At 68.9% G+C, this 21,937-nt stretch carries 24 protein-coding genes and 1 pseudogene; 11 read left to right on the top strand and 14 right to left on the bottom strand.

Features of this window, described 5'->3' with window-relative positions; translation table 11 throughout:
- Positions 1–59: 59 nt before the first annotated feature.
- The 4 genes from ACZ4XD_RS10215 to ACZ4XD_RS10200 are packed head-to-tail and all read right to left on the bottom strand — an operon-like array spanning position 60 to position 2,156.
- Positions 60–248, bottom strand: a complete 189-nt coding sequence (locus ACZ4XD_RS10215) for a hypothetical protein (protein ID WP_423677841.1) — start codon at positions 246–248, stop codon at positions 60–62.
- Complete coding sequence (locus ACZ4XD_RS10210) at positions 245–1,576, bottom strand: FtsK/SpoIIIE domain-containing protein (protein WP_468040176.1); 1,332 nt, start codon at positions 1,574–1,576, stop codon at positions 245–247. Before ACZ4XD_RS10210 ends, ACZ4XD_RS10215 begins: the two co-directional genes overlap by 4 nt.
- Complete coding sequence (locus ACZ4XD_RS10205; protein WP_432143085.1) at positions 1,576–1,788, bottom strand: hypothetical protein; 213 nt, start codon at positions 1,786–1,788, stop codon at positions 1,576–1,578. The genes ACZ4XD_RS10210 and ACZ4XD_RS10205 overlap by 1 nt, the downstream gene beginning before the upstream one ends.
- On the bottom strand, positions 1,788–2,156 hold the full coding sequence (locus tag ACZ4XD_RS10200; protein WP_468040424.1) for an SCO3933 family regulatory protein: 369 nt from the start codon (positions 2,154–2,156) through the stop codon (positions 1,788–1,790). The genes ACZ4XD_RS10205 and ACZ4XD_RS10200 overlap by 1 nt, the downstream gene beginning before the upstream one ends.
- A 191-nt stretch (positions 2,157–2,347) precedes the next feature.
- Here ACZ4XD_RS10200 and ACZ4XD_RS10195 point away from each other — a divergent pair, with 191 nt between their 5' ends.
- On the top strand, positions 2,348–3,133 hold the full coding sequence (locus tag ACZ4XD_RS10195; RefSeq protein ID WP_468040173.1) for a GntR family transcriptional regulator: 786 nt from the start codon (positions 2,348–2,350) through the stop codon (positions 3,131–3,133).
- 1,192 nt (positions 3,134–4,325) lie between these two features.
- Here the strand turns inward: ACZ4XD_RS10195 and ACZ4XD_RS10190 are convergent.
- The 3 genes from ACZ4XD_RS10190 to ACZ4XD_RS10180 all read right to left on the bottom strand — a co-directional run bounded on the left by ACZ4XD_RS10190 (position 4,326) and on the right by ACZ4XD_RS10180 (position 6,094).
- Positions 4,326–4,718, bottom strand: coding sequence for an SH3 domain-containing protein (locus ACZ4XD_RS10190; RefSeq protein WP_468040171.1), 393 nt, complete (start codon positions 4,716–4,718; stop codon positions 4,326–4,328).
- Between the two features lie 324 nt (positions 4,719–5,042).
- Entirely contained in the window at positions 5,043–5,258 is a 216-nt protein-coding gene (locus tag ACZ4XD_RS10185) for a DUF397 domain-containing protein (RefSeq protein ID WP_468040169.1), read from the bottom strand.
- Entirely contained in the window at positions 5,255–6,094 is an 840-nt protein-coding gene (locus ACZ4XD_RS10180) for a helix-turn-helix domain-containing protein (RefSeq protein ID WP_468040167.1), read from the bottom strand. Before ACZ4XD_RS10180 ends, ACZ4XD_RS10185 begins: the two co-directional genes overlap by 4 nt.
- A gap of 92 nt (positions 6,095–6,186) precedes the next feature.
- On the opposite strand from ACZ4XD_RS10180, the gene ACZ4XD_RS10175 reads away from it, so the two are divergent.
- The 5 genes from ACZ4XD_RS10175 to ACZ4XD_RS10155 all read left to right on the top strand — a co-directional run bounded on the left by ACZ4XD_RS10175 (position 6,187) and on the right by ACZ4XD_RS10155 (position 10,192).
- Entirely contained in the window at positions 6,187–6,441 is a 255-nt protein-coding gene (locus ACZ4XD_RS10175; protein ID WP_468040166.1) for a hypothetical protein, read from the top strand.
- A gap of 1,098 nt (positions 6,442–7,539) precedes the next feature.
- Positions 7,540–8,238, top strand: a complete 699-nt coding sequence (locus ACZ4XD_RS10170) for a hypothetical protein (protein ID WP_468040165.1) — start codon at positions 7,540–7,542, stop codon at positions 8,236–8,238.
- Between the two features lie 147 nt (positions 8,239–8,385).
- Positions 8,386–8,550, top strand: coding sequence for a hypothetical protein (locus ACZ4XD_RS10165; protein WP_468040163.1), 165 nt, complete (start codon positions 8,386–8,388; stop codon positions 8,548–8,550).
- Positions 8,551–8,747: 197 nt separating this feature from the next.
- Positions 8,748–9,200 (top strand): NUDIX domain-containing protein, encoded by a 453-nt coding sequence (locus tag ACZ4XD_RS10160; RefSeq protein ID WP_468040161.1) that lies wholly within the window; start codon positions 8,748–8,750, stop codon positions 9,198–9,200.
- 224 nt (positions 9,201–9,424) lie between these two features.
- A complete protein-coding gene (locus tag ACZ4XD_RS10155; RefSeq protein ID WP_468040158.1) occupies positions 9,425–10,192 on the top strand; it encodes a hypothetical protein in 768 nt (255 codons plus the stop codon).
- A gap of 355 nt (positions 10,193–10,547) precedes the next feature.
- Here ACZ4XD_RS10155 and ACZ4XD_RS10150 read toward each other — a convergent pair.
- From ACZ4XD_RS10150 to ACZ4XD_RS10135, 4 genes and pseudogenes are all read right to left on the bottom strand, one after another.
- Positions 10,548–11,600 (bottom strand): annotated as a pseudogene (locus ACZ4XD_RS10150) (fructose PTS transporter subunit IIA); the annotation flags it as partial.
- A gap of 294 nt (positions 11,601–11,894) precedes the next feature.
- Positions 11,895–12,842, bottom strand: a complete 948-nt coding sequence (gene pfkB / locus ACZ4XD_RS10145; RefSeq protein WP_468040156.1) for a 1-phosphofructokinase — start codon at positions 12,840–12,842, stop codon at positions 11,895–11,897.
- On the bottom strand, positions 12,839–13,630 hold the full coding sequence (locus tag ACZ4XD_RS10140) for a DeoR/GlpR family DNA-binding transcription regulator (RefSeq protein ID WP_468040154.1): 792 nt from the start codon (positions 13,628–13,630) through the stop codon (positions 12,839–12,841). Before ACZ4XD_RS10140 ends, pfkB begins: the two co-directional genes overlap by 4 nt.
- Before the next feature lie 282 nt (positions 13,631–13,912).
- Positions 13,913–14,914 (bottom strand): sigma-70 family RNA polymerase sigma factor, encoded by a 1,002-nt coding sequence (locus ACZ4XD_RS10135; RefSeq protein ID WP_251084718.1) that lies wholly within the window; start codon positions 14,912–14,914, stop codon positions 13,913–13,915.
- A gap of 182 nt (positions 14,915–15,096) precedes the next feature.
- Between ACZ4XD_RS10135 and ACZ4XD_RS10130 the strand changes: the two genes are divergently transcribed.
- The 3 genes from ACZ4XD_RS10130 (at position 15,097) to ACZ4XD_RS10120 (ending at position 16,952) form a co-directional block, all read left to right on the top strand.
- Positions 15,097–15,696 (top strand): GNAT family N-acetyltransferase, encoded by a 600-nt coding sequence (locus tag ACZ4XD_RS10130; protein WP_468040151.1) that lies wholly within the window; start codon positions 15,097–15,099, stop codon positions 15,694–15,696.
- 116 nt (positions 15,697–15,812) lie between these two features.
- Positions 15,813–16,379, top strand: a complete 567-nt coding sequence (locus ACZ4XD_RS10125; RefSeq protein WP_468040149.1) for a hypothetical protein — start codon at positions 15,813–15,815, stop codon at positions 16,377–16,379.
- A gap of 51 nt (positions 16,380–16,430) precedes the next feature.
- Complete coding sequence (locus ACZ4XD_RS10120) at positions 16,431–16,952, top strand: PPOX class F420-dependent oxidoreductase (RefSeq protein ID WP_468040147.1); 522 nt, start codon at positions 16,431–16,433, stop codon at positions 16,950–16,952.
- An 18-nt stretch (positions 16,953–16,970) separates the two neighbouring features.
- On the opposite strand, the gene ACZ4XD_RS10115 is transcribed toward ACZ4XD_RS10120, so the two are convergent.
- On the bottom strand, positions 16,971–17,516 hold the full coding sequence (locus tag ACZ4XD_RS10115) for a pyridoxamine 5'-phosphate oxidase family protein (RefSeq protein WP_468040145.1): 546 nt from the start codon (positions 17,514–17,516) through the stop codon (positions 16,971–16,973).
- Positions 17,517–17,705: 189 nt separating this feature from the next.
- Here ACZ4XD_RS10115 and ACZ4XD_RS10110 point away from each other — a divergent pair, with 189 nt between their 5' ends.
- Together ACZ4XD_RS10110 and ACZ4XD_RS10105 are read left to right on the top strand one after the other, a co-directional pair.
- Positions 17,706–18,758 (top strand): questin oxidase family protein, encoded by a 1,053-nt coding sequence (locus ACZ4XD_RS10110; RefSeq protein ID WP_468040143.1) that lies wholly within the window; start codon positions 17,706–17,708, stop codon positions 18,756–18,758.
- Positions 18,759–18,960: 202 nt separating this feature from the next.
- A complete protein-coding gene (locus ACZ4XD_RS10105; RefSeq protein WP_042156153.1) occupies positions 18,961–19,458 on the top strand; it encodes a MarR family winged helix-turn-helix transcriptional regulator in 498 nt (165 codons plus the stop codon).
- 165 nt (positions 19,459–19,623) lie between these two features.
- Here the strand turns inward: ACZ4XD_RS10105 and ACZ4XD_RS10100 are convergent, their stop codons facing one another.
- Entirely contained in the window at positions 19,624–21,162 is a 1,539-nt protein-coding gene (locus tag ACZ4XD_RS10100; RefSeq protein ID WP_468040141.1) for an MFS transporter, read from the bottom strand.
- Between the two features lie 102 nt (positions 21,163–21,264).
- Positions 21,265–21,927, bottom strand: coding sequence for a TetR/AcrR family transcriptional regulator (locus ACZ4XD_RS10095; protein WP_468040138.1), 663 nt, complete (start codon positions 21,925–21,927; stop codon positions 21,265–21,267).
- Between the last annotated feature and the right edge of the window lie 10 nt (positions 21,928–21,937).

The following is a 21,937-nucleotide window of genomic DNA, read 5'->3' as shown; positions in this document are numbered from 1 at the left end:
CGCCCGCATCGCGCCGGGGACTTGTGGCCTCAGGCAGGAGCGGGCGGGCGGAGGTGGTGTCAGCCGAATGCCTTGGCGATCAGGTTGACGACCCACACCACGATGTGAGCCAGCGGCGTCAGGGCGAGGTAGAAGCCCATCAGGCTCATGCAGATGGCCTGCCACGCTCGCACTTCGCCGGACCGGACCAACATCACAACGACGATCGCGAGGAACGTCACGAACCCGTAGATCTGCCCTTGTGTCATGCCGCTTTCCCTCCTTCCGCTATGGCTGCCGTCAGCGCGGGCATCGACGGGGTCCGGGACGCATGCTCGGCTGCATGGGCACGGGCCTGATCTGTCGTGACCAGCTCCGAGCGAGCACGCATCCAGCGCCCGCCGACCGTGGTCACGGCAACTCCCTGTTCCGCCTCACTGATCAGCTGCGCTACGGCGACGGCATCCGGCGACAGGTCGCCCAGTGCCATTTCCGCCGTCGCTGAGTCGTTCACGCGGTGTGCGATCCGGCCCGAGAGCTGCGCCCGCAGAGCCGTTACGCCCGGCCCCAGGTCGGAGCCGACCCGCTGTCCGGCCACGATCAGGTGGAGCCCAAGGCCGGCCCCGAGCTGCGCGAGACGCAGAAGCAGCGTGGAGCACTGGGCCGCTTCGTCACGGGAGACGCGGGAGCCGTCCGACAGGTACAGCTCTGCGATCTCGTCGACCAGGACCACGACGGGCACGGGCCGCTCTGGCTCGGGCAGCTCCCACACCGAGCGCACGTGCGCCGCCCGGCAGATAGCCATCCGGTTTTCGATCTCCGTCACCAGGGCGCCCAGCAAGCCGACAGCTTCGGACCGGTTGCAGGCGAGCGCCGACAGACGGGGCTCGAACAGACCCAGCTCCATGCCGCCTTTGCAGTCGATGCCCACCAGGGCTACCGGCTGAGGCGCCAGGCGGCATACCCAGGACGCCAGCAAGGTGGACTTGCCCGATCGGGTCGCGCCGACCACGAGCCAGTGCGGAATGCGCCGCAGGTTGAGTTCCCAGGCGCCGCCATCTTCGATCTTGCCGACCCGAGCAGCCAGCAGAGGGAGGGGAGGCAGCGCGGCCGCCTCCGTCTTCCCCCGCAGGGAGTCTCCGGCCGTGACAGTCACGATCAGCTCCCCGCGACGAGGGCTCGTGACCCGCACCCGGTGCACCCGCCAGGCATGTTCCAGCGCCTCAGATGCCGCCAGGAACGGCCCCGGAGTTTGCCCAGGGTTCAGGCGCACTCGCACCACCAGGCCCCGTCGCGTGGCCCGAGGAATCCCCAGGCGCGGCGCGACTGGCTTTAGCGCGGTGCCCCTGACGGCCAAGTCCCCGACGACCGCCCGTGCCGGCTTGCGGCTGATGGACAGGTCGTTGATCAGGCATACCTGCTTCCAGCGCCACCGCATCCGAATCGCAGTGGCCGGGAACCCGACCAGGTACCAGCGGATCGGCAGCGACCGCCAGTTGAACCCCTTCTTCAGCGCCCACGGCTCCCACCATTGCTGGGTGAGGACGCCGAGGATCAGCGCGGCCGAGGCCAGCCATACGACCAGCGACCACACCATTACGTCCCCTCCTTTCCTTCGTCTTCCAGATGGGCGAGCACCCGCCGTGCGTGGAAGGCCGCCAACTCGCCGTTTCGCTCGGCGAGCTGCAACAGCCACACCACGGTGGCGATGTCCGTCACCACCTCAAGGAGTTGCTCAACCCCGCTCAGCACCCTCAGATGCGTGGTGACCCGCTTGGCGTCGAGAACATCCACGTCCTTCATGGCCATCAGGAGTCACCCCCGGCCGACTTGGTCCTAGCCGGCCCAGCGTTGCCAGCACCGCCACCAGGCGGACCGGCCGGTGTGATCCCGGACGCCCGGAACGAGACGCCGTGCCGGTCGCCGATCTGCCAGGCCGAAGCCACCAGGTCCGCCACGTGCACCGGGACGCCCTCTTGGACACCCCGCGGCTCGACCGGTACGGCAATCTCGATCACGTCCGCGCGCCGCCGGTCACGCTGGCGGACGGAGACGCCGACTACGTACACGGTGTTGCCGTCCCTGTCCTTGCGGACCTCACCGGTCTCCGGGTTCACGCGAACCTCAGGCGGTACGACGCACATGCACGTCCCGAGTCGCCCCACGTCAATGGGCATTTGCTGCATGACTTGCTCCCTTCCAAGCACCGAGACGCTTGGCGCGCTTCTCGTCTGCGCGCCTCTCGTCCTAATAAGTAGAGAGCATGCGCCACCTTGACGGTGGTAGGCAACCCCTTATCCTGACGAGTGACCGTCTGCTGCCTATACCACGTACCACTGACAACTGATGCGGATCACAGGAGCTACCAATGCCGCGCGAGATCATCCGTCACAACGCGATTTATATGCAGGTCGCCGACCAGCTAGCGCAGGCCATCAAGGAGGGTGACTACGAGGCAGGCAGCCAACTCCCCAGCGAGACTGAACTCATGAAGGCGTACGGGATCAGCCGCCCCACCGCGCGATCCGCAGTCGCCGAGCTGCGCAACATGGGACTGGTGGAGAGCCGTCACGGCAGGGGAACTTTCGTCCGGCCGAAGACCGCGCCCACCTCAGCTCTTGCCAGGACAATCAGTCAGTCCGGCAAGCGCTACGGAGTCCCTGAGCTGGTGGAGAAGGAGAAGCCAGGTGTGACGCGCGTGCACATCCTTGGAACCCATGCGGAACTCTTGCAGCGGCGCGAGGAGGATGCGGAGGACGCCTTTAGCGCCGATCACCTGATGACCGATCCAGGTACCGGTGCCCGCATCTCACACCGCGTGATCATCCCCCTTGATGTGGCCTCAGAGGCCCCCGCCTTGGCCGAGACTCCAGACGCCCCCATCGCTGACCTATACGCCCACCTTGCCAAGGCCGGTCACGCCCTCACGTGGCAGGAGTACGTCACCGCGCGGACCCCGCTACCGGACGAACGCGAAGTCCTCGGGCTCACGGACGCCAGCCCGATCCTGATCACCTACCGCGTCACCTACGGCACCGATGACCGGCCGCTGATCTGCGAGGAGTTGCACACCGCCGCCGCACGATCCCGACTCGTCTACCGGATCAGCCCCGAGAAGGCACCTGCCAAGCGCCCCCGCCAGCCCAAGAGCTGATCGGTGTAACTCTTCTTCACTTCATCAAGGGCGCGCCTTCGGCGCGCCGGGCGGTCGGGCGCACCGGCCGGGCGTGCGGCCTTCGGCCGGTCCCGTCCGGACGCCCGCCGCCCTGACAGCGGCAGCGCCCAGAACGTGAGAAGCCCCCGCCAGCAAGAGCAAGCGGGGGCTTTCGTGTGCCTTCGGGAGCGCCAGGACGACCGGGCCGAGGGCGAGGTGCGGCTACCGCATCAGCGTCGACACGACCGCGCATGACGCTCTGCCTTGGATCGGGGGGAGCCGAACCCGGTTACGATCTGCCGTTTGCGACAGCCCGCGCAGACGACCCAGCTCACGCCACGGCCGTCCACCTCGATGTGCACTTCACTGCCCTGAGCAGTTTTGAGCGTCCGTCCCCATGCCATGCGATACCCCGATCTCAGATCTCCGTCGCAGCCGGCCCAGTGAATAGTCCGGCAGGTCTAAACGGCATCACCCCTGCGGGGCGATCCGGCAGTCGCGCGCCCGGAAGTCTCCCGCGGAGTGCGGCACCGTCATTCACCTTGGCGCCGTTCCCGCGCAGCGAAAGACCGTTTGGCGCGATGCGCCGCGCGCAATCTCGTGGGGGGCTCCTCCGGACCCCCGCCCCCCACGACCAGGTGAACCAGCTGACCACCGTGGGGCCAGCCGGTCAACACCCCCTCTAGGCAGTCCACTTACGCTCGTGTGTGGCGTCCTCAAGCAACCGCGCCAGCACACGCACCGCCTCAGGAGAAAGCCAAACCACACCTTCACCCGACGGGCCCGCATGCGGAGAGGCACGCCAGTCACCGACACAACCCGCCCTAAGTGCAGCCCCGTTCAAAGCCTTCGCCGCATCGTCCGCATCCCGCCACCCGGACAGGTAGTCCCCGCCCCGGACCCAGACGCCCTCGCTCTCGCCGTCGTTGATCCACGGCTCAGCATTCACGGCTCACACCCCCGAAATCTCGCAATGTCTCGCGGCCAACTCCGCACCATCGGCCAGCGATCCAGCAAATCAGGCCACATGTTTGACGCGCAACCACCTAGTGCTCTCCATTCCACCTACTGCAATAAAACCGTCTGACCGGCAGGTATTGTTTCGCCTACTGAAACGGCCGACCGGAAGGTACTTTCCGATACGAGTTCGGCCCCCTTCCGAACGTCGGAAGGGGGCCGAACCTCATGCAGATCAGCCGCCGCCGTACAGGTCGCACTGATCATCGGGGGCAGAAGCGCAGGTCGGAGGAGTCAGGTACGACTGCTTCACCCACCCAACCGAGCCAGCAGGCAAGCCACCCGCGGATGTGCGCAGAAGCCGAACCTTGTCCCACTGATCGGGTCCCGCGTTCCGGAAGGAGATGATCTCCACCTCATCATTCGCGTACAGCATTCCGCGCGCCACGTAATCGGTATTCGGGCCCGCCCGGAAATTCAGAGCGTCCGTCATAACCAATTCAGAAGTCGGCTTGCTCGGCGGAATCTCAGAAGCGTAGGCCGTACCTACGCCAAGACCCGCCATCGTCATAGCGCCGACAGCGGCAATGACCGTACGCAGGCGCGTGTAGGTAGATGCAGATTTCACGGAAACTCTCCTCTTGCAGGATCGATGACGAGTGCCACCGAAGGCCGGCTAGGCACTCGTCCTGACAAGTCACCAGCATGAGGGGCGGACGGACGGGAGGCAACCTCTTATCCTGATAAGTGCTGTGGGGCAGGGCTGTGAGCACAACTGCCCCTTTGTAGGCGATGTGTTGGGCGTGGTCGACTCACGCGCGAAGGTCCCGCCATGCCCCCGGTGGTCCGGAGGTAGGGCGGGACCTTCCTTCATGTGGCTCGCGCACGGCTCGCAGCCTTGGTGTGCTTCGTGCGCTGCGATGTCCCGGAATTAGTAGGCGCCGGCCCAGGTTCAGAGTGCGCCGAACGCTGCTGACTTGACACCCGCCACGAACTCCGAGAACGCGTCCGCGCGGAGCTCCAGGAACGGGCCACTGGGGTTCTTGGAGTCACGGACGGGGACCACGCCACGCGAAGTAACGAGATCGGCAGCAACCTCTACGCAGGAACCGCCACTACCGCTGTAGGAGGACTTGAACCAGGTGAGGGGGAGGGGGTCGGTCGTCACGGGATGCCCTTTCGTACCTGCTCTATCGTGGCCACTGATTCCGCCTGGGAAAGCGCTTCGGCCTGTAGTTGATGGTAGGCCCTCACCAGCGGCAGCACGGAAGTGATTTCCCTGTCCAACTGCCCGTTCGTCTCGGACTCGACGTAGGACATGACGGAGCGGTCAGGCAGGGTCAACAAGTTCACCAGCCGGTTGAACGGGCGACGCTCGCCTATGGCGAAGGGTGCCAACTGGAGTGCGGTGTCCGGCTGGTCAGCGAACTCGACGAGCCGGGCCAACTGGCGCTTCATGACCTCAGCGCCTCCGATCGGCCGTCGGATGCAGCTCTCATCCAAGACCACGATCACCATGGGCGGGTTGCGCCGCACCAAAGCCGCTTGCCGTTCTGCCAGGAAGGCAACCTGCTCTGAGGCTTGTTCGGGGCTGAGTGTGCCCCGCTTAACGTGCCCTTCTTCGATGGCCCTTGCGTACTCCGGCGTCTGAAGCAAGCCGGGGATTACCCCTACATCGAACAGCCGGATCTCTGCCGCGCGAGCCTCCTGCCCCAGGTACTCCGTGAAGCCTTCCAGCAAGCTGCCGTTCCGGATCTCCCCCCATGCGCGCTCAAAGGACTCTGCGCTGCCTGTGAGTCCGAGGGCAGTGTCTAAGCACCGCGAAAAACGGCGAGTTGGCGGTTTGCGTCCTGTTTCAACTGCGGAAATATGCCTGCCTGAGTAGCCCACCAGGTCAGCCAACTCGTCTTGTTTCCATCCGCGTGCCTCCCGCACGCTGCGCAAACGTGCTCCGTAGGCCGCTTGGGGGGAGGCATCTGGGGTCAGCTCCTTCACGTTGACCAATGTGCCCTCCGTTTCTGGAACGTTGAAGACAGGCCGACTCTAGGCCACGCTGAACCGCCCTGGTAGTGAAACCACTACAGAGAGGAGCGGCGGTGTCTACGCAGAACGTTCCCCCTAACGGCCAGGAGTCTCCCCCCACGCCAGCCACCGGCACGCTCATGGTGGACGCCACAGGGCGAGTCGGAGAGTTCCGCGGCGAGTGGTGCGGGCGCTGGTCACTGCGTCCCGTGAACGGTGGGACCGAATGGACCGTTGACCCCGACGACGTGAAGCCGGCCAGCGCCGAACAGCGCATACACGCCGAGAATGCCCGCGCGAACGCGCGAAGCCGGGGTGAGATTCTGTGACCACAGGGACACCCCATGTGAGCGGGTCGGCACTGCCCCCGGCCTACGCCTGCGAAGTCACCAAGGATGCCGGGGCGTACAGCGGCGGCAAGATCACGACCCAGGTCCTTGCCAGCGCTCAGGCGGTCTCACCGAAACTAGCTCTCCGGTGGGCACGCGGACAGGCGCAGCGCATCGCGAACAGGCTCGATCCGGGTTGCTCCGATGCGTGGAAGCCACAGCGCGGGCACTACTTCGACGTACCTGCCGCGACCTGCCCCGCGCAACTACGGGCGTGGTGCGAGGACTCCCGAGCACAGCGGACGGCCCGTGAACAGCTTGATCGAGGGTCGCCGGCAACGCTGGTGGTATCCGACCACGCAGACCGGTACACGCTGACTATCTGGCCGTTGCCTGCCCCCATGGTCGAGGCCACCGCGCCGCCGCCCGAAGATCACGGGCAGTCCACAATCCCCCGTCCTGGTCACGTGAGCCACAGGAAGGCCCGTCGCATGTCGGGTTGGCTCATCCCCCGTTTTGTGGCCAGGACGGGTCACGCTCGCCATGCATCCGCAACGCAATTCGCTCAACAACGGGATTTTAAAAGGAGTTTGACGAGTGCCACGCACGCCTGAGCAGCGAAAGGCCGCGCGCGAGAAGGTGCACGCGAGTCGGGACCAGATCATTAGGCGTTACCGCAAAGACGAGTCCATGAACGCTCTTGCTACTGCGTTCGGGGTGAGTCCCGGTTGGCTCGCCGCACGCTTCGATGAGTGGGGGGAGCCGCGCCGGGACATGGCTGCCGCTCAGGCGTTGCTGCGTACCACTCAGGGGGCGCGCTCCCACATCGAAAAGGCACCCCACGGCGAGTGAGGTTCGTCCGGACGATGCTCGTCAACGTGACCACGCTCGCCACATTCGCAGTGCTCGGGTGGCTGCTGGTGTACCCGTTCGCCCGTTGACCGGTCTTCCCCTCCCCTGCTACCTCCCCGCTCGGGGAGGGGATACCAGACCCGCACACCCTCGCACCCTGGAAGGGCTATGAAGGCATCACCAGAACCACAGCGCGCCTCTGGGGTGAAGCTGGACGAGTTGCGCAGTGCGCTGGACGCTCTCGCAATGGGTCCGCACTATCAGTGGGCGGACGTACGCCAAATCGCCCGGTCATTAGCCCCTCTTGTCTGGGGCGAGCTGAAAGCCCATGGCCTCTGGGACGAGCTTCCCGAACACGATCAAGTTGCCGTGTACTGGGCACTTGCGGACGGCCACAACATTGCAACCGCTCCCGCACCGAAACCGCTGCGGCTTACCCGGCTGATCTCCGAAGTTGCCTATTTCGCCGAGGAGTGCGAACGCCCTTGGTCTAGTCGACGGTGGCCCGAAGCCCAACCCGACCGGGCCCGGGAAGCAGTCAATGCGGTGCAGTTTGAAAGCCAATACGGGACGTTGTCCCCCGCCTGGATGGTCGAGACCATGCGGCGCATGGAGACCGCGCGAAAGCCCGCTGGCTGGGAGCGCGACCAGCGCCAAGCCGAACGCCCCTCGCTCTCGGTCGCCCTGTTTGCTGCATCCGAAGCGATGAAGCGCGACCAGGCACCCCCGGAGCCGGTGAGCTACGACGACCGGAGCAGCGAGAACAGCACCGGCGTAGTGCGCCGGCTCAACAGGCTCCCACCGGAGTGGCGGATCGAGACTCTGCGACGGGTTGCACAAGGCGGCAGTCCCGCCCACCTCGTTTCAGAGGCTGCGACCACGATCAACGTGCTTCACAGCGCGTTCGGTGTGTCGCTCGCGTGGTGCGCACGCCGCCGCCCGTAGCGGCTGACGACTTCCGCAATCGATGGAGCCGGTAGCCCTCACGACCGGTAGCCCACCGATGGCGGGCGCCCGTTCCGCTGTGACGGACGGACGGGCAACACCCGAGCCCATCCGGGCCGGGAACAACCGAGAGAAGGGGGCCGCGGTATGCCCGCGACCATCGAGCCCGACACCACCGAGCACGAGACCGACCAGCCCGAGACGATCGGGACCGAGACGGAGACGCCCGAGCACCCCACCGACACCCCCGACCAGGGCGACGGAGGCACCACCGAGCCGACCGACGTAGTGGGTGCGCTGGTCGCTGCGTAGTACGACAGACCAGCACCGTGCCGGCGGGGTTGGGGAGGTCATCCAAGACCCCGCCGGAAACGGAGCGAGGGTGGTGCGCCCGCCCGTTCGGGAGTACTCGATTTGAACCAGACGTGACCCGTAGCGACTGCAAGAGTTGTGTCAAGCACTGCGGGCACACAGCCGCAGCACCCATCAGCACAGCGAAAGGCACACCCGTGAAGCGACTTCTTGCCCGACTGTGGCGGCTCATCCGAGGCCCCTTGCAATGGCGAGTGCTGTGGTTCGCACACGCCAAATTCATGGTGGGGGTTACCGGGGTCGTCCGGAACGACGCGGGTCAAGTGTTGCTACTCAAGCACCGGATGTGGCCCCCGGAACGACCCTGGGGCCTGCCGACGGGCTACGCCATCAAAGGCGAAGAATTCCCGTTGACCATCGTCCGGGAAGTGAAGGAAGAGACCGGGCTCGACGTTAAGCCCGGTCGCCTGGTGAACGTCACGAGCGGTTACAAACTCCGCGTGGAAGTGGCCTACGAAGCGCTTCACACCGGAGGAACCCTGAAGATCGACAGCTTCGAGATCTTGGAGGCACAGTGGTTCAACCTGGACTCACTGCCGACGGAGATGCAGGAATCCCACCGGCTACTCATCGAGGGCACCCCCTCGTAACCCCGTTGGCGCCCAACGAATCCGTCGTGGGGGCGCAAACCGCGGTGACCTTATCCGCACTACGCGCAGACTCGTCTGTACTCACGGCGAGACACCCGGATCACACGTTCCGTCCGGTTCCGGATCGCCTGGCGCGGTGGCAGGCATTGGGGGTTGATACGGCCTTGTTCCACAGCGGTCTGTACGCAGCCCGGTGCCGCTATGCCGAACTCGGGCTCTCACAAATGCTTCCGCCCGACAGGGTGCTGGTGGGGGCGGAATCGGTTCGGTCGGGTGCGTTCGGTGGGTTCCACCACCCTGACCAGGGCTACCGGCACCTGCAAATGTTGTCGGTCGTCACCATGTACGGCCCCATGGAGCAGGACAACCCCGAGCGCCCGGAACTGGCACTTCTCGACCTGCTACGGGCGTACGCCCATGACTGCCTGCACTACGGGTCTCGGCGACGGTACGTAGACGTAGGGGGCAGGCCGACACGGACGCAGTACGGGATCAACTTCCGGCGCCCAACAGGCCAGTCGTACTCTGCCGCCGACCCGGAGGGCACTCCGCACACACGGAATCTCGGCGTTGTGATGGAGGGTGCTTGCGATAGGGAAGCCCGTCGCATCACTCGCGACGTAGCGGCCCGAGCCGGCATGCGTGAACCCGCTGACGTGTTGGGTCGGCTCGCCTTCCGGGACACCACAGGGACACTCGCCGAAGAGGACGTGACGGGGGATCTGGGCGAGGGGAATACCGCAGAGGCCGCCCACTACGTCGGAGCGCTCCAACGCTACGAAGCGGGGGTGAACAATCGGTACGCGGCGTTCCTTGCCGAATTTGCGCCGTGCGAGGAAGAGGATTTGCACGATCTTCTCTTGACCGCAGTAATCAGCGGAGACACACGAGCACTGAGCGCGTGGCTTGACGATCGGCACGGCCCCAACACCTTCGCCGGCGCCTTCCTGACAGGCGCCTACTTCACTCCCACACTGGATCTCAGCGCTTAAAAGCCACCAGCAGCGAAACGCCGCACGCTGCCCGAGCCCCGTCCGGCAGTCGGTTTCCCTCGGGGGCAGTCGAGCGGGGCCCAAGTTCGCTCGACAAGGTACGCAGCTGTCAGCCAGGCCAGCTGGCCCAGGGCGCCCTGATGCAGAGCACTCCCGAGACACAAAGAGGCCCCCACCAACAAGGTGGGGGCCTCAGCGCCGGTTCACTCTGGCAAGTCGATGCCCAAGGCGTCGGCCAGGTCGCGCAGTTCCTCGCGCGGGATCTCAGGTGCCCGAGCCGCCTGACGGTCCGCCCAAGCTTCCAGAATCTCATCCATGGTGCCTCCCACCTGCGGTTCTTCCAAGTACCTTGACTCAAGTACCTGACGCCGGTCATCAGCCACTTGCGCAGCCGGGTGGCGAAGTTGTCGCCCGCGTCGGCGCCCTTGTCCATGGGGGCGGCGGCGCGCGCCGGGGCGCTGGTCTCGCCGTGTGCGGCCTTCTCCCGTACCTCGGCGATGAGTTCGGCGGGGCGGTTGATGCCCGCCTTCACCCCGACGTCGACGGTGGGCTTCCCGGCGAAGCGTTCCTTCTCCCGGACCTCGACGTCATGCGCGAAGATCACGCCGTCCGCGTCCGCGATGAGCCGCGGGTCGAGCCGCTGGAAACCGGCCGAGCCCTGGGTCTCGACGAACACCTCGACACCGGCGGCCTGTCCGGCCTTCTCCAGCGACTCGGCGGCCATGTAGGTGTGCGCGATGCCGGTGGGGCAGGAGGTGATGGCGACGATGCGGAAGGGGGTGGGAGTGGTCTCGGTGGCGGACGAGGTGGGGGCGGGCTCGGCGCCCGGCTCATCGGCCGCCGCGGTGGGCGTCTCGTCGGCCGCCGCGATGGAGGTCTTGTCGGCCGCCGCCACGGTCGCGGGCGGCTCCGCCTCCGCCCCGGCCGCCGCAGATTCCGGCTCCGCATCCCCCTCGGCCGCCCCCGGTTCGTCCCCCCGGATCAGGGCCGCCGTACGCTCCGGGGCGGTGGCGGACCGCAGCGCGCCGGTGAAGGTCTCGTCCATCAGCTGCCGGGCGAGGGTCGAGAGGATCGACAGATGGTCGGCGTCGCCGCCCGCCGGGGCCGCGATGAGGAAGACCAGGTCGGCGGGGCCGTCCGGCGCGCCGAAGTCGATGCCGGAGGCGCTGCGTCCGAAGGCCAGCGTCGGCTCCGTGACGTGCTCGCTGCGGCAGTGCGGAATGCCGATCCCGCCGTCCAGACCCGTCGGCATCTGGGCCTCGCGTGCGGCGACATCCGCGAGGAAGCCCTCCAGATCGGTGACGCGACCGGAGGCGGCCATCCGCTCGGCCAGGGACCGTGCGGCGGCTTCCTTCGTTTCTGCGGACAGGTCGAGGTCGACCAGTTCCGCGGTGATCAGCTCACTCATCGCGGGCTCCCTTGCGCGCGGTACCGCCGTACGGGCGGTGGGGACGGGACGGGGGGTGGCTGGGGCGCCGCCCGGTGCGGACCGGGGGAACGGCGGAGGGGATGCGGGGATGCGCCGCGGACCCGACAACCCCGGCTCCGTACGCGGCAGTCACGGCAGCGGCCCGACGCGCAGTGCTCATGGCACCGGCCCCGTACCCGGCGGTCACGGCGGCCGCACGGCACGCGGCGCTCATGACACCGGCTCCGCACACGGCGGACACGCCGGTCACGGCAGCAGCCCGGCGCGCGGCCCTCATGGCACCGGCTCCGTCAGTGGGCGGTCGAACGGCACCGCGTCGGTGGTGCGGACCGCGGAGGTGTCCAGGTCGGCCGGGGTCGGCATCTGGCTGCCGGGGAGTTGGACGGCGGCCGCGCCGTGGGCCAGGGCCACGGCCAGCGCCCTCGGGCCCGTACCGCCCGCCGTGAGGAAGCCCGCCAGCGAGGCGTCGCCCGCGCCGACATTGCTGCGGACGGCGGCGACCCGGGCGCTGCCGTAGTAGGCGCCTTCCTCGTCGACCAGGATCTGACCGTCGGGTCCCAGGGAGGCCAGTACGGCGCGGGCACCCCGGGCGCGCAGCTCCTCGGCGGCCTTGACCACGTCGCCGAGAGTGGTGAGCGGGCGGCCGACCGCCTGGCCGAGCTCCTCGGCGTTCGGCTTGACGACGTCGGGGCGTTCGCGCAGCGCCGCGGTCAGCGAGGGACCCGAGGTGTCCAGGGCGATCCGGGCGCCGACCCGGTGGGTGCGGGCGACCAGCTCCGCGTACCACTCGGGGGCCAGACCGCGCGGGAGGCTGCCGCAGCAGGCGATCCAGTCGGCGCCCACGGACCGCTCGCCGACCGTGACGAGCAGTTCCTCCGACTCCTCCGCGGACAGTTCGGGGCCGGTCGCGTTGATCTTGGTGAGGGTGCCGTCGGGTTCGGCGACGGAGATGTTGGAGCGGGTCTGGCCGGCCACCGGCACCCCCGCCACCTCGATGCCCTCGGCGCTCAGCAGTCCGGCCAGCGCCGCACCGGCGGGTCCGCCGACCGGAAGCACGGCGAGGGTGCGGTGCCCGGCGGCGGCGACCGCGCGCGAGACATTGACGCCCTTGCCGCCGGGGTCGATCCGGTCGCCGGTGGCCCGGAGCACGGCCCCGCGGTCCAGCGCCGGGATCTCGTACGTGCGGTCCAGGCTGGGGTTGGGCGTGACGGTGAGGATCATGCGCGTACTACTTCCGTGCCCGCACGCTCGATGGCGAGGGCGTCGTCGGGGCTCAGACCGGTGTCGGTGATGAGCAGGTCCACGTCCGACAGCTCGCCGAAGCGGGCGAAGTGCTGCTGCCCGAACTTGGCGGAGTCGGCGAGGAGGACGACCCGGCGGGCGGCGGCGATCAGCGTCCGCTTGACGGCGGCCTCCGCGAGGTCGGGGGTGGTCAGGCCGCCGTCGAGGGAGAAGCCGTTGGTCGCGAGGAACAGCACATCGGCGTTGATCTCGCGGTAGGCACGCAGCGCCCAGTCGTCGACCGCGGCCCGCGTGCGGTGCCGGATGCGGCCACCCACGAGGTGCAGGGTGAGGCCGGGGTGGTCGGCCAGCCGTGCGGCGACCGGCAGACCGTGGGTGACGACGGTCAGCTCGGCCTCCAGCGGGATCTCGGCGGCGAGCCGGGCGGCGGTGGTGCCGGCGTCCAGGATCACGCTCCCGGAGCTGCCTGCGCCGCCCGGGCCGCCCTCGCCGCCGGGGAGCTCGGCGAGCGCGGCCCGTGCGATGCGCTGTTTCTCGTCGGCGGCGACGGCGTCCCGTTCGGCGAGGTCGGGCTCGAAGTCCAGCCGGCCGGCCGGGATGGCTCCGCCGTGCACCCTGCGCACCAGGCCGGCCCGGTCCAGGGCCTTCAGATCGCGCCGCACGGTCTCGGCGGTGACCTGGAACTCCTCCGCGAGGGAGAGCACATCGACCCGGCCGCCCTCACGGGCGAGCCGCAGAATCTCCTGCTGGCGCTCCGGTGCATACATCTGCGTAAGTGTCCGTTCCATGCCCGAGCCTGTGGTTTCAGTGCGAGGCTACGCCCGGATTCCCGCAAAGTAAACAGACCCGGGCGTCAGGCAGACTCAAACGGACATCCACTCTCGGCGGCGGTGATGCCGACGCCCTTCGAGACGTCGCGGCGGTGATGCCGACGCCCCTTCGAGACCCCTGGGCTCCGGACACGACGGAGCCCCGACACCTCGAAGGGCGTCGGGGCTCGTCCGTCACAGACCGTGCCTGGGATCTTGGCGCGCGCACCCGCGCGCTCGCTACGCGGCCGCGTCGAATCCCGTGTCATGCGCCATCCGCTTCAGCTCCAGCAGCGCATGCTTCTCGATCTGGCGGATCCGCTCGCGGGTCAGGCCGTGCTGCTTGCCGACCTCGGTCAGGGTGCGCTCACGGCCGTCCTCGATGCCGTAGCGGGCCTTGATGATCGAGGCGGTGCGGTGGTCGAGGCGGTCGATCAGGTCCTCCAGCTCCTCACTGCGCAGCAGCGTGAGCACGGACTGCTCGGGCGAGGCCGCGGAGGTGTCCTCCAGCAGATCGCCGAACTGGGTGTCGCCGTCGTCGTCCACCGACATGTTGAGGCTGACCGGGTCGCGCGCCCAGTCGAGTACGTCGGTGACACGGGCGGGCGTGGAGCCCAGCTCGCCGGCGACCTCCGCCGGCTCCGGGTCCCGGCCGTTCTCCCGGTTGAACTCGCGCTGCACCCGGCGTATTCGGCCCAGCTCCTCGACGAGGTGCACGGGCAGCCGGATCGTGCGCGACTGGTCGGCGATGGAGCGGGTGATGGCCTGGCGGATCCACCACGTCGCATACGTCGAGAACTTGAAGCCCTTGGTGTAGTCGAACTTCTCCACGGCACGCACCAGACCGGCGTTGCCCTCCTGGATCAGGTCCAGCAGGGGGAGTCCGGCGCGCGGGTAGCGGCGGGCTACGGCCACCACCAGGCGGAGGTTGGAACGGATGAAGACGTCCTTGGCCTTGGCGCTCTCCTCGACCAGCGCCGCCAGCTCCTCGCGGCCGGCGCCTGCGGCATTGCCGTCGGTGACCTCGCCGTCCAGGATCTGCTGGGCGTAGACGCCCGCCTCGATGGTCTGGGACAGCTCCACCTCCTTGGCCGCGTCGAGCAGTGGCGTACGCGCGATCTCGTCGAGGTACATGCCGACCAGGTCGCGGTCGGCGATCTCCCCGCCTACGGCGCGAACACTGTTGGCCCCGTCAGAACCGCTGCTGCTTTCCTGACGGCGGGCGACGGCACGGGTTGCCATGCGTGTGCTCCCTTTGCGATGAGTCGGTCGCGGGACGGTGGGCGGGCCGGGTGGCATCGAAGCCGATGCTCGCCGCGAGGCCCGTCCGAAGGAAACAACGGCTGGAATCCGGACAGAATTCCCAGGAGGCCCCGCTATTTTTCTGATCATGCAGTACCCTGCGGCACCATTTAGGAGGCCACATGCTGCAACGACACGGGGAAGTGCAGGTCAGGGCGGGCGTCGAAGCGGACCTTCCGGCCCTTACCGATCTTTACAATCACTACATTCGTGAGACCTCCATCACGTTCGACCTGGAGCCCTTCACTCCGGACCAGCGTCGCCCGTGGTTGCTCTCCCACCCCCAAGACGGCCCGCACCGTCTTCTGGTTGCCCAAGAGGCGACAGAACGGACGAAAAACCCGCACAACGGGTCGATACCCGGCCCCTCCGCGGGCTCGGCAGCCCCCGGGCCCGGGCAGCCGGCGGATGCGCTGCTCGGTTACGCGACCAGCAGCGCGTTCCGCCCCAAGGCCGCCTACGCCCCCTCCGTCGAGGTCACCGTCTACTGCGCGCCGCACGCGTCCGGCCGCGGCATCGGCACGCTCCTGTACAAGACCCTGTTCGAGGCGCTGGCCGACGAGGACGTGCACCGCGCCTACGCCGGGATCACCCAGCCGAACGCGGCCTCCACCCGCCTCCACACCCGCTTCGGCTTCCGGCACATCGGTACGCACACGGAGGTGGGCCGCAAGTTCGGCCGCTACTGGGACGTGGCCTGGTACCAGAAGGATCTGGGCTGAATCTGCGGTTCACCCCCCGCCCCCGGCGGCGTCGCCCGCCGTTCCGGTTGCCGCGGGCGGCGCCCGGGTGTCGCCTGGACAGGAGGGGCAGCGGGGGAAACCGAGAGGAGCCCGCCATGGACCAGCACGCCCAGCGGCACGGCGCGAGGGCCGCCCGCTCCCACGGCACCGTCGAACCCGAGCACGGCGCGACCACCGACGCCCCTGCGCTGCCGCGGGCCTCGGGAATGGCCGGGATGAAGGAGCGGGCCCGGCACATCCCGCCGACGGTGACACTGCCGATCCTCACGGCGCTCGCCTTCGGCTGCTTCATCATCTTCCGCACGCACACCGCCGGCATCAAGGGCGGTCAGGCCGTGCTGTACGGGCTGGCCGGGGCGGTGGTGTCGGGCGTACTGGGCCTGGTGGTGGCCCACTTCCAGTCGAGCATGATCACCGAGACCCGGGCGGCCGCCTACGGTGCGCTCTTCGGCTGCTCGATGGGCTGGGTCTACAGCCTCGGCGGTGAAGCCATCCTCAAGTCGTGCGCCTTCGGCCTCACCCTGGGCGCCGTGATGTTCGTCGCCGCCCTCTACGTCTTCCGCACCCACCGCGTCCGCGAGCCCCACGGCCTCCACCGGCCGCACGAGCACCACCGTCACAAGGGCGACCGGGCCCACCGACTGCCGGTGGCCACCCACTGAAGCGGCCCGCCCCTTGACCTCAATCGCACTTGAGGTCCTAGCGTCAGCGCTATGACCACGCCCTCCAGCGGCCCGACGCCGCACACCCCGGACACCTCGGCACCGGACGCCGCCGCCCCGCCCACCACGACGGCGCCCACCCCCGACACCACCGGGAAGGTCTTCACTCCCACGGAGCGCGCCTACCTCGCCGGTCAGCCGCTGGCCCGTCTGGCGACCGTCGGGCCGGACGGCGGGCCCCAGGTGCGCCCGGTCGGCTTCGTGCTGAACGACGACGACACCCTCGACATCGGCGGGCCCACACTGCGGCGCAGCCAGAAGTACCGCAACGCCCAGGCCCGTCCCGAAGTCTCCCTGCTCATCGACGACATGGCCCCGGCCGACGACCCGGTCGCGCCCGGCTGGGGCCGCGGCGTGGAGATCCGCGGCCGCGCCGAACTACTGACCCTCGACGCGCCGCCGATGGCCCCCGACTTCTTCAGCAACGACGTGATCCGCGTCCATCCGCGCCGCGTCATCAGCTGGCACCTCGAACCGGACGACGGCCGCTCCCGGGCCCGCGACGTCGGCTGAGCCCGGCCGCCCGCCCGCTCATTCCTCCCGCTGCGCCGGGTCGTTGGAGGTCCGCCGGATGGTGCGCGGCCCCCGGCCCGGCGCCCAGCTCTCCACCACCACATACGGGGGCTCGGTGGACGTCCGCACCACCTCCGTCAGCTCCGCCCGGAAGAGATGGAACGGCTCCGGCGGCCGCACCGCCGCCGCGTAGCGCGCGACCTGACCGGGGTCGGTCACCTCCACCGCCCGCCCGGACACCCGGACATCCCCGCCGGTCAGATCGGTGCCCGGCCCCGGATTGGCATGCAGCGAGAACCGGGGGTCGCGCCGCAGATCCGCCACCTTGCGCGAGCCGGTCATCATGCCCAGCCACAGTTCCCCGTGGCGGAAGTCCGCCTCCAGGCCGGTGAGCCGCGGTGCGCCGTCCTTCCGTACGGTCGCCAGAACGTGGTGCCGGTACGCCCCGAACCGCTCGCGCACCCGCCGGGCGAGTTCCGGAACCACCGCCTCCACCCCCGACCAGCCGACCGCGTCGCCCGCACCGCTCCCGATGCCTTCCCTGCCTCTGCTCTCACACGTCATGGCAGCACCCTCCCTCCAATACCCGACACCTCCTGTCCGGTATGGCTGACGCCCCCCGCGACCGCCCCCAGCAGCGGCCTTACGACCGGCGCCGTAAGCCGTGGAGGCCGGCGGCATAGGCCGCGAAGACCAGCGGTGTGGGCCGCAAGCCCGATACGGGACGCCTTCGCGCCGACCTAGCCTCGGGCCATGGAGAAGACGACGAACGGCACCCTCGACGAAGCCCTGTTACGACTGCACACCGCCGGCCCCGAGTTCGGGGGCTATCTGAGCAACCACGGCCCGATGGCCGTCGAAGCCATGGTCCGCAACGGCCAGGCCCGGACCGTCCACCGCTGGCTCGACACCTACGCGCGAAAGCTGGAGGACGTACCGGCTCCCCAAGGCCGTATCACCGACGCCAACTGGCAGCAGGCACTGGGCGATCCGGGCCGGGTCACCGACTGGACCGGCTACTTCACCGAGCGGATCGCCGAGCGCCCCTGGCGTGCGCTCCTCGCCGAGTGGTGGCCGCGGCTGCTGCCCGGCATCGCCGGCGCCGCCACCCACCCCGTCATCCGCGTGGGCCATGCCGTACGCAGCCTGCTGGCGGAGGGGGAGAACGAGGCACGGATCGCGGAGCTCGCGCACGCCCTCGGCTACTGGGCCGCCCGCCATCTGCTTCTGCCCACCACAGTGCGCCCCCAGGGCAGCGCCACCCCGGCCGAGGCCCTGGCCGCCCTCCCCCGCATCCCCGAGCGGAACGTGACACCCCTGGACGGCTACGCCCAACTCCCGTGCATCTCCGGCTGGTTGAGCACCACCGAATCGCTGCACATCCCGGAGGATCCCGAAGCCGCACGCGAGGGCCTGACCGCGCTCGTGCGGGCCGCCACCCTCAACTACGCGGACCACGGTCATGGGAACGGCATCCTGCTGGTGCACGCCGCCACCGCGCCCAACGCGGTGCTGCGCACCCTGCCCGCGCTCCCCCGGGAGCTCTGGGCGGGCTCGTTCACGGTGGCCTGGTCGGCGGCCTCCGCGCTCACCACGCTCTACGCCGCGGATACCGCCCGCCCGGCACCGAGCGCGGAGGGACTCGCACCCGAGGAGGTCTTCGAGCGGGCGGTCACCCACGGCGACGAGCATGTAATCAAGTTCGCCGACACCGCGCTGGACGTCGCGGCGGCCTCCGAGGGCGGTGACACCCGCGCCCTGTCGGCCGCCCTGAACGCCATGGCACTGATCGACAAGGTCGACTGACGGACGGACCGTTGTGCCGGACAGATCGTCGGCCGCCCGTTACGGACATCACCGCTCCACGGCGTCACACTTGGCAGTAGTGGGTGCGGAGGACCGCGCATCGACAAAACCACATACTTGAAGTTTCAAGTGTCAGGATTTGGGCATAATTCGACGTTGTTAAAACTTAAATAACTCTCCGAGTGGTGAGAGAGTGGATGGTATGAGCAACGAACCCGCAGCCGAGCCGCGCTGGCTCAGCGACGAGGAGCAATTCGCTTGGCAGTGCTACCTCCACGCCACCACGCTCCTGGAGGACCACCTCGACCGCCAGCTGCAACGGGACGCGGGGATGCCGCACGTCTATTACGGCCTGCTCGTCCAGCTCTCCCGGGCACCGCGGCGCCGGATGCGGATGACCGAGCTGGCTCAGAACGCCAAGATCACCCGCTCCCGGCTCTCGCATGCGGTCGCGCGCCTGGAGAAGAACGGCTGGGTACGGCGCGAGAACTGCCCGTCCGACAAGCGGGGCCAGAACGCCCTTCTCACGGATGAGGGGATGCGGGTCCTGGAGAAGGCCGCCCCCGGACATGTCGCCGCCGTACGCTCCGCGATCTTCGACCGACTCTCCCCGGAGCAGGTCGGCCAACTCGCCGAGATCTGCCAAGTGATGACCGAAGGGCTGCAACCGAAAGGCGCCGACCTCCCCTGGCTGCGCTGACGGATCAGCGGAGCCGGGAGAGGCCGACGCCCGTGTGAGCGAAGGGCCCGGGGCAGACCGGCGCCGGAGCGCGGAGTGGCGTACGGCGCCGGGGCGGGTCGGCCACGGCCGGGCCCGCCCCCGCGCGGGACGCCGTACGGCCCGGCCCGGCCCGTAGCCGCCCGCTCAGTGCGCCATGACCGGCACCTGGATCTCGTCCTGGCCCTCCGACGAGCCCAGGACCGTGCGCTCCCCCTCGGCCGAGGAGGCCGCCGGCGAACCGGCGCCCGGCCGCCCGGTGTTGATGAAGGTGAAGGCGATCACGCCCGCCAGGGCCAGGATGCCGACCGCCCACCAGATGGCGGTGGTGTAGCCGTGCACCATCGACTGGAGCTTGAGCAGGTCGGCCGAGCGCGCACCGGCCGCGTGCGAGGTGGCGTACGCGGTGGTGGCACTGGCCGCGATGGTGTTCAGCAGGGCCGTACCGATCGCGCCGCCCACCTGCTGCGAGGTGTTGACCATCGCGGAGGCGACACCGGCGTCGCGCGGCTGGACACCGTGCGTGGCCAGCGACATGGCCGGCATGAACGCCGTACCCATGCCCAGACCCATCAGCAGGAAGCCGGGCAGGATCAGCGCGGGGTAGGACGTGTCCAGGTCGATCCGGGTCAGCACCAGCATGCCGAGTGCGGCGACGGTGAAGCCGGGCGCCATCAGCAGCCGCGGCCGGACGCGGGTCATCAGCCGGGCGCCGATCTGCGTGGAGCCGGTGACCATGCCGACGATCATCGGGAGGAAGGCCAGACCGGTGGTGACCGGCGTGTAGCCCTTCACGATCTGGAGGTAGTAGGTCAGGAAGAGGAACAGCCCGAACATGCCGATCACGGCCAGGCCCAGCGAGGCGTAGACACCGGCGCGGTTCCGGTCGGTGAGCACCCGCAGCGGCAGCAGCGGGGCCTTCACCCTGGCTTCGACCAGCACGAACGCCAGCAGGAGCACGGCCGCGGCGGCGAACAGGCCGAGCGTCGGCCCGGCCAGCCAGCCGTCCGACTCGGCGCGGGTGAATCCGTAGACCAGCGAGACCAGGCCGAGGGTGGCCAGGATGACGCCGGGGATGTCCAGCCGGGACGGGTTACGGCCCTCCGCGGGCTCACGGATGACCAGGAAGGCGCCGGTCGCGGCGACCACGGCGAACGGGATGTTGACGAAGAAGGTCCAGCGCCAGTTCAGGTACTCGGTCAGCACCCCGCCGAGGATCAGCCCCACGGCGCCGCCGCCACCGGCGATCGCACCGAAGATGCCGAACGCCTTGGCCCGCTCCCTGGCCTCGGTGAAGGTCACCGCGAGCAGTGACAGCGCGGCCGGCGCCAGCAGCGCACCGAAGACGCCCTGGAGGGCACGGGCGCCCAGCAGCATCCCCTGGTTGCCCGCGGCCCCGCCGAGCGCGGAGGCGACCGCGAATCCGACGAGCCCGACGATGAAGGTCCGCTTCCGTCCCCACAGGTCGGCGACGCGCCCGCCGAAGAGCAGCAGCCCGCCGAAGGCCAGTGCGTAGGCGGTGATCACCCACTGCCGGTTGGCGTCGGTGATACCGAGATCCTGCTGGGCGGAGGGCAGTGCGATGTTCACGATGGTCGCGTCGAGCACGACCATCAGCTGGGCGAGAGCGATGAATATCAGCGCTTTCCAGCGCCGGGGATCGACGGACGGGACGGTTTCAGGCATGGCGGGATCCACCTACTGGTGCAGTGAGCGAAATAAAGGGGAGGACGGGAAGGGGAGGACGGGAAGGGGGTGACGGTCGGCGGTGCAGCGACCGCCGGGGGGTTAGGAGCGGCGCCTCAAGTCATCCAACGTGGCGGCGGCGCCTGGGAGTTCGGAGCGGGCGGGTGCCTGGAGACCGTCCAGGAACAGTTGCAGATGCCGGTGCACGAACCGGTCGAAGTCCGGACAGCGGCTGCCCGGCAGCGGCCGGGTGAGCTGGGTGAGCGCGACCATCAGATCACCGACGGCGATGTCGGTGCGCAGCCGACCGCTGTCGCGTCCGGCGGCCATCACGGCCTCGACGGCCGCCTCCAGCCGGTCCCGCGCCGCGCACAGATCGGGGTGGTCCCGGTCGACGCCATCGGAGAGCAGCGGGCACAGCGCCCCGATCCGCTCCTCCACCGCGGCGTGGACAAAGCGCCTCAGCGCCTGGAACGCATCGGACTCCTCGGCAAGGGCGCTCTCCGCGCGGTCCGCGGTACGGGACATGACGGACAGCGTGACGTGGTGGATCAACTCCAGGCGATCCGCGAAGTGGCGATAGAGCGTCGCATTACCGACACCCGCGCGACGGGCGATCTCATCGAGCGGGACCTCGGCCCCGAACTCGACCATCGTCTCGCGGGCGGCCGCGATGATCCGCTCCCGGTTGCGCAGCGCGTCGGCCCGCAGCCGGGGCTGCTGCTCCTGCTTCCCGGACTTCGCACCTGCGGCGATGGCGGTCACGGCAGCTCAC

Source organism: Streptomyces sp. NPDC029466, assembly GCF_055574515.1.
The sequence above is the reverse complement of the archived record's forward strand: the minus strand, read 5'-3'. Positions and strand labels throughout refer to the sequence as shown.